Here is a 13,258-nt window from a genome sequence, read left to right as displayed (position 1 = left end):
GCTCCTATTTGCAGTACAGCCGGTCGATGCTGTGCGACGACGACAGGTAATGCCGCGTCTGCCAGCTGATGGCCACCCGGTAGGCGCACGGCGGATCGAGCGCCACGTTGACGGGAAAACCACCGTTATTGCCTGGCAGGTGAGGCCCGCCCGCGCCGCCACGGAACAGGTAATTGCCCGGTGGTGGCGGTGGCGTGAAGTTGGCGGCCGGCAGCGGTGGCGGCGGATGCGCAATGCCGTTGTTGTTGGAAATGCTGAGGCTGAAAAAGCGCAGATGCGGATGGTCGATGCTGTACAGCAAATGCACGACGCCACCGGCCACGGGGTTGCAGGCGTTGCTGCGCAGCTCTTCCAGGTCCAGCGCGACGATCACGGGTGTATTGTCGAACACGATGGAGTCCAGGCCGTCGCTGGCCACCAGCGCCAGGGTGGTGGCGTCGCGCACCTCGAAGCCGAGACGGTAGCGGCGCACCGGCTCGCTTTCGGCCGCCAGCAGGCTGCGGCCCGCGTCGAGGATAGGCAAGCCGCCCGGCAGCTTGGGCGGATGCAGGCTGGTGATGGCATCGGTATTGACCACCAGCAGGTCAAAGGTGCGCAAAAAATTGCTGGTAGTAACATTGACCACCGAGGTGCTGCCGTCGCGCATGTCCACCGTCACGGCCTTGTTGTCGATGCGTATCCAGCCGCCCGGCTGCAGGTCTGCCGTGTCGATAATTACTGCTGCCGAGTCGCCCAGTCCCAGCCCGTTGGTGTAAAACACATAGCCCACATGGGTGCCGAGAATCTGCGTGAGTGGCGCCAGACTGGCCGGCGCCACCGAGGGCAGGGCGGTGGGGTCGTCGCTGCCGCCAGGCCAGGTCCATTCGCCGATCAGGAAACGGTATTCGAGCGCGTTTGCCGCAATCGCGCTGTTACGCAGCGGGCAGTTGCCCTTCAAGGTGACGCCGCCGCCAAACACGCAGGACAGCGCCGGCCCGCCCGCATAGCCTTGCGGCGAAAAGCCGCCCAGCGAGGGAAACGGGTGGATGTCGAACACCTCCACCTGCTGCCAGTGCGGCACGCCTTCCACGTCGGGCGGCAAGACTTCGCGCGAACACAATTCCACGCAAAAACAATGGCCGACGTTTTCGCGGCCCGGCGTGCGGCCCGTGGCCTGGGTTTCGGACAAAATCGTCACGCTGCCCAACTGGGCAGTGAAATACACATCGGGCCCGCTGGCAAGTTCCACGTTGATCAGGGGAGAGAACGGCGTGAGCGTAAAATCCGACGCCAGGTAGTCGATGCGAAAGCGGCCGGCCGCGTCCGTCACGGCGTCGCCCAGGGCGTCGTCCTGCAGCCAGTCGGCGTCAAAGGCGCGCACGGTGGCGCCGGCGATCGGTGCGTGCGGTTCGGCGCAGGTGCGCAAGGTGCCGCAGATGGTCCAGGCGCCGAAACGCGCGCGTATCAAACACCAGAACCGGTACGGCAGGCAATAGTCCCAGATGGCGACGAAATCGTCGCCCGCGCGGCGCCAGCGCGGCTGCACGATGGTGATGGAAAACTGCAGCGGCGGCGGTTCTTGCGGCCCAGGTTTGAGCTGCGGCACGGTGTGGCACAGCACGTCGACCTCGACCGCCTCGCCCTGGTATTGATCACCTTCGCCGATGGCAAAGCTGTAGTTGCCGTTCGCATCCGTGCGCGTTTCGGCCAGCAAAAACGGCACCTTGGCCTCGACGTCGTCGTCGCCCTGAATGGCAAAGGTTTCCTTGGCATTGGCCACCGCCAGCGCCGTGACGTTCTGCGTGTCGCGCACGCGGTACAGGCGCACGATCACGTGCGCCAGGTTTTCCGGACATTCGGCGCAGATCAAGCCGCACAGCTTGCCTCGCAGGATATAGGCCATGACGATCCCCTTGCTTGGTTGAAACAGGCGCCGCAAACGCTGCGGCGACCCTCTCAAGCTAGCAAACAGGAGCTTGAAGCCTTTGATATGGCGTAAAGCCAACCCGCTATTTAATCAGGGCAAGCACCTCGCGAAAACGCGGATGGCGGCAGTCGCGCAGCCATTCGAAGGCCAGCATTTCCACCGTCAGCAACTGCGCGCCCAGGGTCGCCAGCCTGCTGAGTGCCGCATCGCGGCTCGATGGCAGGCGCGAACCGACGGCGTCGATCGCGATGATCACATCGTAATCGCGTTCCAGCAACTGGACCGCCGTTTGCAGCATGCACACATGGGCTTCGCAGCCGCTGACGACGATCTGCGTGCGGCCGGCCGGCAGCAGGTCGATCAAACCGTCTTCGCAGGCGCCGAAATGGGTTTTCTGCAAAGTGTGCTGGCACAGCGCGGCGACTTCAAGCGCATTCGGCCCCAGCTTGCCGCTGTTCTGCTCGGTGCCCAGCACGGGAATCTCCAGCAGGTGGGCAACCTTCGCCAGCCGCACGTTCTGCGCCAGCACCGCCGCGCCATCGCCTATCGCCGGCATCAGGCGGCCCTGCAGGTCGACGATCACCAGTACCGCCTTGTTCGCATCCATCAGCATTGTTTTCTCCTTGATTGGTTTTATGGCAGCCAGCTGGGCGTGGCGGTTTCTCCCATCAGGTAACCATGGTTCAGCGCTATCACCTCGCGCAGATAATTCCATAACGCCCGCACCCGCGCGATATTGCGCCGCTCGGTGGGCGAGATCAGCCAGAACGAGCGCTGCAGGTCGATCTGGCCATCGAGCACGGGCACCAGTTCGTTCGACTGCTGGGCAACAAAACACGGCAGGATCGCCAGCGCCTGGCCGGCGCGCGCCGCGTGGTATTGCGCCAGCACGCTGGTGCTGCGAAACGTGCGCCTGGACTCGGGCGCCACATGGTCCATATAGCGCAGCTCGGCACTGAACACCAGGTCGTCCACATAGCCGATGATGGGATGCTGCGCCAGCTGGTCCACGCTGGTGATGGCCGCATGGCGCGCCAGGTAGGCCGGCGTGGCATAGAGTTTGAGGCGATAGTCCGACAGCTTGGTTACCACATACGGGCCGGACAGCGGCCGCTCGATGGAAATGGCCACGTCCGCCTCGCGCTTGGACAGGCTGACGAAGCGCGGCACGGCGATCAGGTCGACGCTGATATGCGGGTGGCGGCCGCAAAAGTGCGCCAGGTGCGGCGCCAGCACCACGGCGCCAAAACCTTCGGTGGCGCCCAGGCGTACCTGGCCCGACAGCAACCGGTTGTGCTCGCCCAATTCCTCGGTGGCGGCAAACACCGTGCTTTCCATGGTCTCCGCGTATTCCATCAGGCGGTGGCCCTCGGGCGTGAGCTGATAGCCGACGTAATTGCGGTCGAACAGCTGGGTGCCGACTTGCTCCTCGAACTTGCGCATGCGGCGCGAGACGGTCGAGTGATCGATGCCGAGTTTTTTTGCAGCATCGACCAGGCCGGCGCTGCGCGTCAGTTCCAGGAAGACCCGTACATTGTCCCAATCGAGCACTATTGTCTCCTTGTGCATTTTTGCAAAGGAAGTATGCATTAATTTCGCTTGAGCGCATATTTTTACACATGCAGAATGCAACTAAACATACAAGAAAAACCTTTATCCATCAGGAGACACTGCATGAAAAAGACCGTTCTGGCCATGGGCGCGCTGGCGCTCGCGCTATCCTTCAATGTTGCCCAGGCACAGATTTCCGATGGCGTCGTCAAGATCGGCATCCTGACCGACATGTCCGGCCCCTATTCGGCGATGGGCGGGCGCGGCTCCGTCATCGCCAGCCAGATGGCGATGGAAGACTGCCTGAAGGCCGAATGCAAGGGTATGAAGATCGAAATCGTTTCGGCCGACCACCTGAACAAGGCCGATATCGCCGCCTCGAAGGCGCGCGAATGGCTGGACCGCGACAAGGTCGACGCGATCGCCGATCTGACCAATTCCTCGGTCGCGCTGTCGGTGCAAAAACTGATGAAGGAAAAGGGCGGCATTGCCATGTTCAGCGGTCCGGCCACCGGGCGGCTGACCAATGAAGACTGCTCGCCGAACGGTTTCCACTGGATGTTCGACACCTATTCGCAGGCGGCCGGCACGGCGGCGGCCCTGACCAAACTGGGGCAAAAATCGTGGTATTTCGTCACCGTCGATTATGCCTTTGGCCACTCGCTGGAAAAAGACGCCAGCGAGGTCGTCAAGCGCAACGGCGGCACCGTGGTGGGCGCCGTGCGCCATCCGCTCAACGCCGCCGATTTTTCCTCGTTCCTGGTGCAGGCGCAAGGCTCGAAGGCGCAGGTAATCGGCCTTGCCAACGGCGGCGCCGACGTGGTCTCGGCCATCAAGCAGGCGCGCGAATTTCGTATCGGCAGCGGCAAGGACCAGCGCCTGGCGGCCTTGCTGGTATTCCTGTCCGACGTGCATGCGCTGGGCCTGGAAACGGCGCAGGGCCTGGTGTATGCGGACGGCTTTTACTGGGATTTTGATGACCGCAGCCGCGCCTTTGCGAAACGCTTTGAAGCGCTCAACAAGGGCGCCAAGCCGACCATGGTGCAGGCCGGCGTGTATTCCAGCGTCTACCACTACCTGAAATCGGTGGCGGCGGCGAAAAGCGACGATGCGAAAATCGTCGCCGAAAAAATGCGCGAACTGCCGGTCAAGGATCTTGTGATGAACAACGCATCGATCCGCCCGGATGGCCGCGTGATCCACGACATGTACCTGGTGCAGGTAAAAACCCCGGCCGAATCGAAAGGCGCGTGGGACTACCTGAAGGTGCTGTCGACCATTCCCGCCGACCAGGCGTTCAAGCCGATGGATGCGGCGGCGTGCAACCTGGTCAAGAAATAAACCCAACATTTACGGAGTCCATCATGAACCAGGCACTTGCCTCAGTCCCCGCCGTGCCCCTGCATATCGGTGGCAAGCACCACGCTTCCACCAGCACCGAATGGCGCGACGTGGTCAATCCGGCCACCCAGGAAATCGTCGCCCGCGTGCCGTTTTCCACCACCGCCGAAGTCGAGCTGGCCATAGCCACCGCCAGGGAAGCGTTCAAGACCTGGCGCAATACGCCGCTGGCCGCACGCATGCGCATCATGCTCAAGTACCAGCATCTGATCCGCGAAAATATCGGTGCTTTGGCCGAACTGATCACGCGTGAACACGGCAAGACCCTGCCCGACGCGGAAGGCGAAGTCATGCGCGGCCTGGAAGTGGTCGAACACGCATGTTCGATAGCTACCCTGCAGCTGGGCGAGATCGCCGAAAACGCCGCCAACGGCGTCGACGTGTATAACATTTACCAGCCGCTGGGCGTGGGCGCCGGCATCACGGCCTTCAACTTTCCGGTGATGCTGCCGTGTTTCATGTTCCCGATCGCGATTGCCTGCGGCAATACCTTTGTGCTCAAACCGTCCGAGCAGGACCCGTCCTCGACCATGTACCTGGTCGAACTGATGTACCAGGCGGGCCTGCCTGCCGGTGTGCTCAACGTCGTGCATGGCGGCGCCGAGGTGGTCAACCTGCTGTGCGACCATGCCGACATCAAGGCCGTCTCGTTTATCGGCTCGACCGCCGTCGGCACCCATGTGTACCGCCGCGCCAGCGAATCGGGCAAGCGCGCGCAGTCGATGATGGGCGCGAAAAACCATTGCGTGGTGCTGGCCGACGCCAACAAGGAACAGGCGATCAACAACCTGATCGGTGCGGCGTTCGGCGCCGCCGGCCAGCGCTGCATGGCCAATTCGGTGGTGGTGCTGGTCGGTGAAGCGCGCTCGTGGCTGCCTGACATCGTCGAGCGTTCGAAGGCCTTGAGAGTGGGGCCGGGCAGCGACCGCGAAGCCGACCTGGGACCGATGGTGTCAAAAGCGGCCATGCGGCGCGCGGAAAAACTGATACAGGCCGGTGTCGACGAAGGCGCGCAATTGCTGCTCGATGGCCGTGGCCACCAGGTGGCCGGTTACGAGGGCGGCAACTTCATGGGGCCGACGATATTTTCGAAAGTGAACGCCACCAATTCCGTCTACACCCAGGAGATCTTTGGCCCCGCCATGTGCGTGGTCGAAACCGACACGCTCGACGAAGCGATCGCCTTCATCAACGCCAACCCGAACGGCAACGGCACCTCGATCTTCACCTCGTCCGGCTGGGCCGGGCGCAAGTTCCAGAACGAGATCGATGTCGGCCAGGTGGGCATCAACGTGGCCATTCCCGTGCCGGTCGCCTACTTCAGTTTTACGGGCTCGCGCGCATCGAAACTGGGCGACCTGGGGCCGAACGGCAAGCAGGCGCTGTACTTCTGGACCCAGACCAAGACCGTCACCGCGCGCTGGTTCGCGCCCGACGATGGCGGCAGCGGCGTCAATACCACCATCGCGATGAAATAAGGGGCGGCGATGAGTACAAACATTGTCTTTATTGGCCTGGGCAACATGGGCCTGCCGATGGCGCAGAACCTGGCGCGCGCCGGCCACGCCGTCACCGGTTTCGACCTGATGCCGGCCAGCGTGCGGCAGTTCGTGGCCGGCGGCGGCTTGTCGTCCGAAGACCTGGCGGCGGCGATCGCGGCCGCTGACGTGGTGATCACCATGCTGCCGGCCAGCCGCCATGTGCAGGGCGCGTATTTGGGTACACCCTTGGGGGAGGCCGGCATCCTGGCGCAGGCGAAAAAAGGCGCCTTGTTGATCGACTGCTCGACCATCGCGCCGGAGGTGGCGCGCGAGGTGGCTGCGGCGGCGCTTGACAAAGGCCTGCGCATGATCGACGCGCCCGTCTCCGGCGGCACGGCCGGCGCGGCCGGCGGCACGCTGACCTTTATGGTCGGGGGTGCAGCGGAGGATCTGGCCGGCGCGCGGCCGCTGCTGGAGCAGATGGGCAAGAACATCTTCCACGCCGGCCCCAGCGGCAGCGGGCAGACGGTCAAGATCTGCAACAACATGCTGCTGGGGATTTTGATGATCGGCACCAGCGAAGCGATACGCCTGGGCGTGGCCAATGGCCTCGACCCGAAAGTGGTGTCGGACGTGATGGCCAAGAGTTCGGGCCGCAACTGGGCGCTGGAAGTGTATAACCCATGCCCGGGCGTGTTTGATAACGTGCCGGCCGCGCGCGATTACACGGGCGGCTTTGGCGTGGACCTGATGCTCAAGGACCTGGGGCTGGCGGTGGAAAGCGCCGGTGCCTCGGGCGCCAGCGTGCCACTGGGCCAGCTGGCGCGCCAGCTATACGACGTGCACAGCAAGTCGGGCGCGGGCGGGCTCGATTTTTCCAGCATTTACAGGCTGCAGCACCCGGCTGTGTAAGGTTTCAACCCGGATGACGGTGCGCCGGCCCAGGCGCACCGATTTGCCACCGCCTGCGTTCTGGCCATTACAGCAAACGGTCGTCCGGCAAAATGCCGCCTTCCTGCATGCCGGCGGCCTTGCACAGTGCGACGAAGCGTTGCTGCATTTCTGCGTCGTAGTCGATATCTGCACCACAACGTGGATACTTCTTCATGATTTGCGCCGCGCGTTCGGCACTGATGCCGCGTTCCGCAAACGAGGCGGCAGTGGCCTGCTTGAGCAATTTCATCTGGCGCAGGGCGATGCGCTGGCTTTCTGGCTTGCGCAGAAAAGTCCACAGGAATCCGATCAGCAGAATGTGGATGGGCAGTATCACCAGGAAAGGATACAGCACGCTGATGGCGCCGAGCACAAGCCCGGTGATCAGCACGCTCCTGTTGATGCCGAAGCGTCGCTTGCCTGCCCTGGCAATGGACTCGAGTTGTTGGTGTTTGGTGTAAACGGATTGCATGAGTTTGTCAGTAAGGGTGCCGGAATTGTTCAATCTCCATCAGGAGTCGCTGTTTTTCTTCGTCGTTCAGTTTGGTACTCTTCAACTTTTCAACGAATTCTTCGTGTGATTTGTAAAAAAAATCAAACTTGTTGTGCGCCGCCAGAAGGCGACGGTTTTCAAGCTCCGTATCGGAGATCAAGGCCTTGTCGTCTGCAATAGCATCATAAAAAGAGCCCTTCATTTCAAATCCCACCCTTGCCTCGCGATGATAGGGCTTGTTCACAATGCGGTAGAACTGCTCTTCGTCAAATTTGAACGGTCGTTTGCTGGCGGGGCTGATGAAGATCATCGTCAACAGCAGGGCCACGATCACCCATATCAGCCATTGCAGCAGGATGACCGTCAGGCTGAAATGGAAATAAACGGGCGTTTGCATATTCAGGGCTCTGTATATCTGCTGCACCACGGTGCCGCGATCGGCGAAAAATGCCAGTGATCCAAGTACCAGGCCACTCGTCATCCAGGTTCGGCTCAATTGTCCCCTCACCATTTGCTGCGGGCTGAGCGTGGTGGCGGCGTTGACTGCCTTGTATTTGAGGATAGGCCACAGCACATTGTCCGGAAAGTTGGCCCGCTCATGCGAGTCGCGCCGCCATCGTGGCCACGAGGCGTTGCTGTAGCTGTCGGACGCGCGGGCCTTGCTTTCGCTGAGTACCTCCTCCAGGCGCCCGGTCCCCAGGAATGTTCTGGGCGTGCCCTTGCCGATACCGGCAAGATAGTCTTTCAACGGGAACAGTGCCAGCTTGATGCGCTGCTGGCTCTCCGGGTCGCTGAGCCGCAATGCCTGTTCGCAGACCGACAGGTAGGGCGCGCAATTGCCCATTTCCGGCAGATGGCCGAACACGACGCGCGGCTCGCTCATTTTTTCGAGCTGGAAAAGCCAGAATTGCTTTTCCAGTAAAAGATAAATGTGCTCGCCTGGCGTCACGCTATGCAAGCTGGCGATCCTGAATTCAATCTGCTCCTTGCTATCATTTTCGAACAGGGCATAAAACTGCGCCACGCTGCCCACGATCTGCTGATCGGTATAGGTGCTGGTCGTCTGGTGTAGTGTTGCATTACCGTAACCATTATTGACGAGCATGGTCGATGTCGGTCCGTTGCGCGTCACGCTGGTCGTCAGAAGATGGTTGTATTGCCGCGTGCTGCGACAGGTATAGCGAGCCAGCGCGGGATGGATGGGATAGGTGACAGCTTCAGGCATCGAGTCCAGGAATATTTCTTGATTTGTTATAAGAAGGAAAATTGCATGACGGTGTTATGTAACGATATTGCCGGTAAGTAATGATGATGAACTTGAAATAGCATGCGTGCAATATGACTAATGTTCTATTGACATTTTCAGCATTGCGGCAATGCCGTTGTTGAGGGCGGGCGAGCAGTTGAACTGAGCAAGTCAACCGTGCAAGGTATCTGGAAGATAAGAATATACAATCAGCAACTTGGCAAGATGCAATATCCATCGTGCATGATCAATCTGCATGCGGGTCCTGCACAACACCAGGATTGCTGATGAACGACACCAGCAAGCATGCCATCGGCATCACCGGCCAGGAAGCGCAGCAGGCGCGCGCAGTTACGCTTTGCCCGATGCCGATACCTTGTCGCCCGCCATGCAGGTCCGGCTGGGCAAGCTGCTGGCGGCGGCCGACCACCGTGCTGGTGCTGGCATGATGTGATTCATAAGGAGCAATTGACTATGTTCAAAAATATACTGGCGGCGGCAAAACAGGCGGTAGGGCTGGACGACCACGATCAGTTGAAAAAAGGCCTGCGCGGCCTGACGCAGATGTCCACCCCGCTGTGGCAACGCGCCTGCGATTTTGTCTGCAAGGGCGGCGATCCGCAGGTGCTGCTGGAACTGCAACAGGGCGCGCCGCGCGGCGGCAAGCTGCTGGGCCGGCCGGGACGGCTGGTCAGCGGTTTCTACAGCTATAACATGGACAAGAAGGACGGCGCGCTGGCCGCCGAAAGCCTGCGCCATCGTCACCAGTTTTACGCGCAGTTCGATGCGGAAAAGCTCGCTACCGACTTGCTGGTCCGCCTGGGCAAGCTGCTGCAGGCGGCCGACCAGGGCGACTCGCTCGAGCGCGGCGGCGCACCGGTGCCCGACTGGCTGCATTACCTGGTCAACGATGCGCTGCACGCCAGTTTTGACGACACGCGCGCCGTTGCCACCGTGGTCAACCGGCGCGGCTGGCATATCGGGCTGCTGGTGCGCCTCTTGAGCGCCGAAGGCGAACCGGAAATCGCCGGCCTGCAGATGGTCTTCGAGCGCAGCGCGCTGTCCGACTATGAGCGCGAGCGCGCGTTGCCGTATCTGCTGGCGCCGGGCGCGCTGGATGACTACCTGCTGGCGCACGCCGCGCTGGTGGAGCAGCTGCCAGGCCTGCTGTCGGCCAGCGGCAAGGTGCAGCTGGCCAGGCGGCTGGGCAGCGCGCCGGCGCTGGCCGATGCCTTTGCCGCCATCCTGGTGCGCCTGGCCGTCGATGGCGGCAAGACCGTGCGCGCGGAAGCGGCGCCGCACCTGGCCGCCATCGGGCAGGAGCGCCGTATCGCACTGCTGGCGCAGCTGCTGACGACCGGCAAGACGGAAGAGCGGGTACAGGCGGCCGAGCTGATGGGACGCGGACTGGGGCCGCAGCCGGGGCCGGGGCAAACTGCGCTGCTGGAAGACGCGCTGGCGGCCGAAACGAGCAAACCGGTACAGGCGGCGATCCGCAATGCGCTGTCGTGGCTCGGTGCGGCCAGCGATGCAGGGTCCGGCGACTTGCCCGAGGCGCCGCTGCCGCCCGCGCCACCGGCCACCCGGCTCGGCGCCGATGCGCTGCAGCTACTGCGCGACAATTATGGTGCGCTGCTGGCGAAGTACCGCGTCGAAGCGCAGCAGGAACGCGAGCAGAACCAGCTGGGCAAGCACAAATACAAGTGGCAGCAGGATGCCTTGAAGCGCTACGAAGCGCTGAAGGACGACCATCTGGTGGCGGCCATCCGCGTGCTTAATGGTGAGGGAGGCAAGGGTGAGGGAGGCAAGGGCGGCGATCTGCCCATGAGAAACAATCTGGTGGGCAACGTGCTGGAATTCCAGGGGAAACTGGCGGCCTTGCCGGCATTTGGCATGTTGCAGATGGCGCGCTGGATCGTGGCCACGCAGCGCAATAGCCTGCGTTTCTGGCATGACGGCTTTTTCCAGCAGTGGCTGGCGCGCCAGGACCAGCAGGCGTTCGACCTGCGCCTGTTCGACCGCGCCATGCGCGAGGCCGGCGACCAGGGCGACAGCGTGGCCATGGTCTGCCTGGCCAGCAGCTGGTGGGGCGGCAAGCCGCAGCAGATGCTGGCCCCAGGCCTGGTCTGGCCCCTGTTTGCCGAACGGCGCGAGCTGATCGACCAGGGCCTGGGCCTGCGCGCGGTGGAAAAACGCCAGGGTGCGGCCGTGCCGGAACTGGGCGCCACGCTGGAAATACTGGGATTGTTCCCCACCTTGCCGGCGCAATGGCTGCCGCGCGTGATGGAGTTCGCGCTCGGCGAAGGCAAGCAGCACCGCGCCGCAGCGCAGCAGGTGCTCGCCGGCCTGCCGGACATCGGCAAGCGCGTGGCCGAAGCACTGGCGTCGAGCAAGCAGGACATGCGTATCGGCGCCGCGCGCTGGCTGATGGACCTCGATTACCGCGCCGCCGTTCCTGCCCTGTACCAGGCGCTGGACAAGGAGTCGCGTGAAACCGTGATCGCCGCGCTGTTGACGGCACTGGAAAAGCTGGGCGAGGACCTGAGTGCGCGCCTGTCGCCGCCCATCCTGCTGGCCGCCGCGCGCAAGGGCCTGAAGGGCAAGGCGCCGGTCGGCCTGGCCTGGTTTTCGTTTGACGCGCTGCCGGCCTGCCACTGGCAGGACGGCACGGTGGTCGAGCCCGGCATCATCGGCTGGTGGGTGGTGCTGGCCTGCAAGCTGAAGGAGCCGGGCGGCAATGCGCTGCTGCTGCGCTACCTGGGCCTGCTCGACGACGCCAGCCGCGCGGCGCTGGGCGAGACGATACTGCGCCAGTTTATCGCCCACGATACGCGCGGCCCGGGCATGCAGGTGGCCAATGAATATGCCGAGGCGCATGCGCCGGCGCGCTACCAGAGCTACCAGGACAGCGCCAAACGCTATCCGCAGTATTACAGCGCGCAGGGCAAGCTGACGCCTGAACAGGTGTTCGACGAAGTGCGGCGCGAAAAATTGCGCGAATACCTGGGCAGCGCCATCGGCGAGAAGGGCATCCTGGCGCTGGCCGCTTTTACGCCGGGCCAGGTGGCGCTGACCCTGTTGCAGGGCTATCTGCGCGACCATTATCCGCGCCGCGCGCAGATCGAAGCCATGCTCGATGGCCTGGCCGACGGGATGGACGCGGCCGTGATCCAGCTGTTGCTCGGCATCGCGCGCCGCTACCGCACCGCCTCGGTGCAGGAAAAGGCGCGCCTGCTGGTCGAGCGCATCGCCCAGGGCAAGGGCTGGAGCCACGATCAATTGGGCGACCGCACGATACCGACCGGCGGCTTTGACGACACTGGCCGTCTCGACCTGCCATATGGCGAACGGGTGTTCCACGTCACGCTCGACGGCGCCATCAAGCCGGTGCTGCACAACCCGGACGGCAAGGAAATCAAGGCGCTGCCCGAGCCGCGCCAGGACGAAGCGCCGGAACTGGCCAAGGAAGCCAAACAGCAGTTTTCAAACTGCAAAAAAGAACTGAAACAGGTCATCGCCATGCAGACGGCGCGCCTGTACGAAGCGATGTGCGCGGGCCGCGTCTGGCCGGCAAGCGAGTGGCGCGACTACCTGCTGCGCCATCCGGTCGCCGGGCGCCTGGTGCAGTCGCTGGTGTGGCTCAGCGCAGAAGAGGGCGTGCAAACCTTGCTGCGTCCGAGCGACGACGGCAGCCTGCTCGACGCCAGCGACGACGAGGTCACGCCGGGCGAGGGGGCCAGCGTGCGCCTGGCACACGCCTCGCTCCTGACGCCCGAACAGGTCGCCGCCTGGCAGCGCCACTTCAAGGACTACAAGGTCAAGCCGCTGTTCGAGCAGCTCACGCACCAGTTGCCGCCAGCGTCGCTGATGGCGGGCAAGCGCATTGCCGACCGCGAGGGCTGGGTCGGCGACACCTTTGGTTTGCGCGGTGCCTTTGGCAAGCAGGGCTATCTGCGCGGCCAGGCCGAGGATGGCGGCGTGTTTACCGAGTACCACAAGGACTTCACCAGCGTGGCTTTGCGCGTGCTGATCGAGTTTTCCGGCAGCGCCCTGCCGGAAGAGCAGATGGCGGCTGCCCTGAAAACGCTGGCTTTCTACCGCCTGCCGCAATCCTGGCGCGACGAGCCGCTGCCACTGCTTGAGGTGCCGCCGGTGCTGCTGGCGGAAGCGTATGCGGATTATCATGCGGTGGCCATGACCTGCGGCTACGATGAAAACTGGGAAAGCAGAATGCCCTTCTAGGCGAG

The 13,258-nt window shown here is 63.0% G+C and carries 9 protein-coding genes; 4 read left to right on the top strand and 5 right to left on the bottom strand.

Annotated features, from left to right (window positions below):
- Window positions 1–4: 4 nt before the first annotated feature.
- From CD932_RS00735 to CD932_RS00725, 3 genes are all read right to left on the bottom strand, one after another.
- The gene (locus CD932_RS00735; protein ID WP_141213141.1) at window positions 5–1,882 is read right to left on the bottom strand and encodes a carboxypeptidase regulatory-like domain-containing protein; all 1,878 of its coding nucleotides are present in this window, start codon (window positions 1,880–1,882) and stop codon (window positions 5–7) included.
- Window positions 1,883–1,988: 106 nt separating this feature from the next.
- Window positions 1,989–2,519, bottom strand: a complete 531-nt coding sequence (locus CD932_RS00730; RefSeq protein WP_094440968.1) for an isochorismatase family protein — start codon at window positions 2,517–2,519, stop codon at window positions 1,989–1,991.
- A 20-nt stretch (window positions 2,520–2,539) separates the two neighbouring features.
- On the bottom strand, window positions 2,540–3,457 hold the full coding sequence (locus CD932_RS00725) for a LysR family transcriptional regulator (protein WP_094440967.1): 918 nt from the start codon (window positions 3,455–3,457) through the stop codon (window positions 2,540–2,542).
- Window positions 3,458–3,580: 123 nt separating this feature from the next.
- Here CD932_RS00725 and CD932_RS00720 point away from each other — a divergent pair, with 123 nt between their 5' ends.
- From CD932_RS00720 to mmsB, 3 genes are read left to right on the top strand one after another with little or no spacing between them, the layout of a single operon-like run.
- Entirely contained in the window at window positions 3,581–4,798 is a 1,218-nt protein-coding gene (locus CD932_RS00720) for an ABC transporter substrate-binding protein (protein WP_094440966.1), read from the top strand.
- A gap of 23 nt (window positions 4,799–4,821) precedes the next feature.
- On the top strand, window positions 4,822–6,336 hold the full coding sequence (locus CD932_RS00715) for a CoA-acylating methylmalonate-semialdehyde dehydrogenase (RefSeq protein WP_094440965.1): 1,515 nt from the start codon (window positions 4,822–4,824) through the stop codon (window positions 6,334–6,336).
- A gap of 9 nt (window positions 6,337–6,345) precedes the next feature.
- A complete protein-coding gene (gene mmsB / locus CD932_RS00710) occupies window positions 6,346–7,251 on the top strand; it encodes a 3-hydroxyisobutyrate dehydrogenase (RefSeq protein ID WP_094440964.1) in 906 nt (301 codons plus the stop codon).
- A 67-nt stretch (window positions 7,252–7,318) separates the two neighbouring features.
- On the opposite strand, the gene CD932_RS00705 is transcribed toward mmsB, so the two are convergent.
- Together CD932_RS00705 and CD932_RS00700 are read right to left on the bottom strand one after the other, a co-directional pair.
- A complete protein-coding gene (locus CD932_RS00705; RefSeq protein WP_141213140.1) occupies window positions 7,319–7,777 on the bottom strand; it encodes a hypothetical protein in 459 nt (152 codons plus the stop codon).
- Window positions 7,752–8,990, bottom strand: a complete 1,239-nt coding sequence (locus CD932_RS00700; RefSeq protein WP_094440962.1) for a hypothetical protein — start codon at window positions 8,988–8,990, stop codon at window positions 7,752–7,754. The genes CD932_RS00705 and CD932_RS00700 overlap by 26 nt, the downstream gene beginning before the upstream one ends.
- Window positions 8,991–9,485: 495 nt before the next feature.
- On the opposite strand from CD932_RS00700, the gene CD932_RS00695 reads away from it, so the two are divergent.
- A complete protein-coding gene (locus CD932_RS00695) occupies window positions 9,486–13,253 on the top strand; it encodes a DUF4132 domain-containing protein (RefSeq protein ID WP_176460829.1) in 3,768 nt (1,255 codons plus the stop codon).
- The last annotated feature ends 5 nt before the right edge of the window (window positions 13,254–13,258 follow it).

This window comes from Janthinobacterium sp. PC23-8, assembly GCF_002250505.1.
In the GTDB taxonomy this organism is placed as follows: Bacteria; Pseudomonadota; Gammaproteobacteria; order Burkholderiales; family Burkholderiaceae_D; genus Janthinobacterium.
The sequence above is the reverse complement of the archived record's forward strand: the minus strand, read 5'-3'. Positions and strand labels throughout refer to the sequence as shown.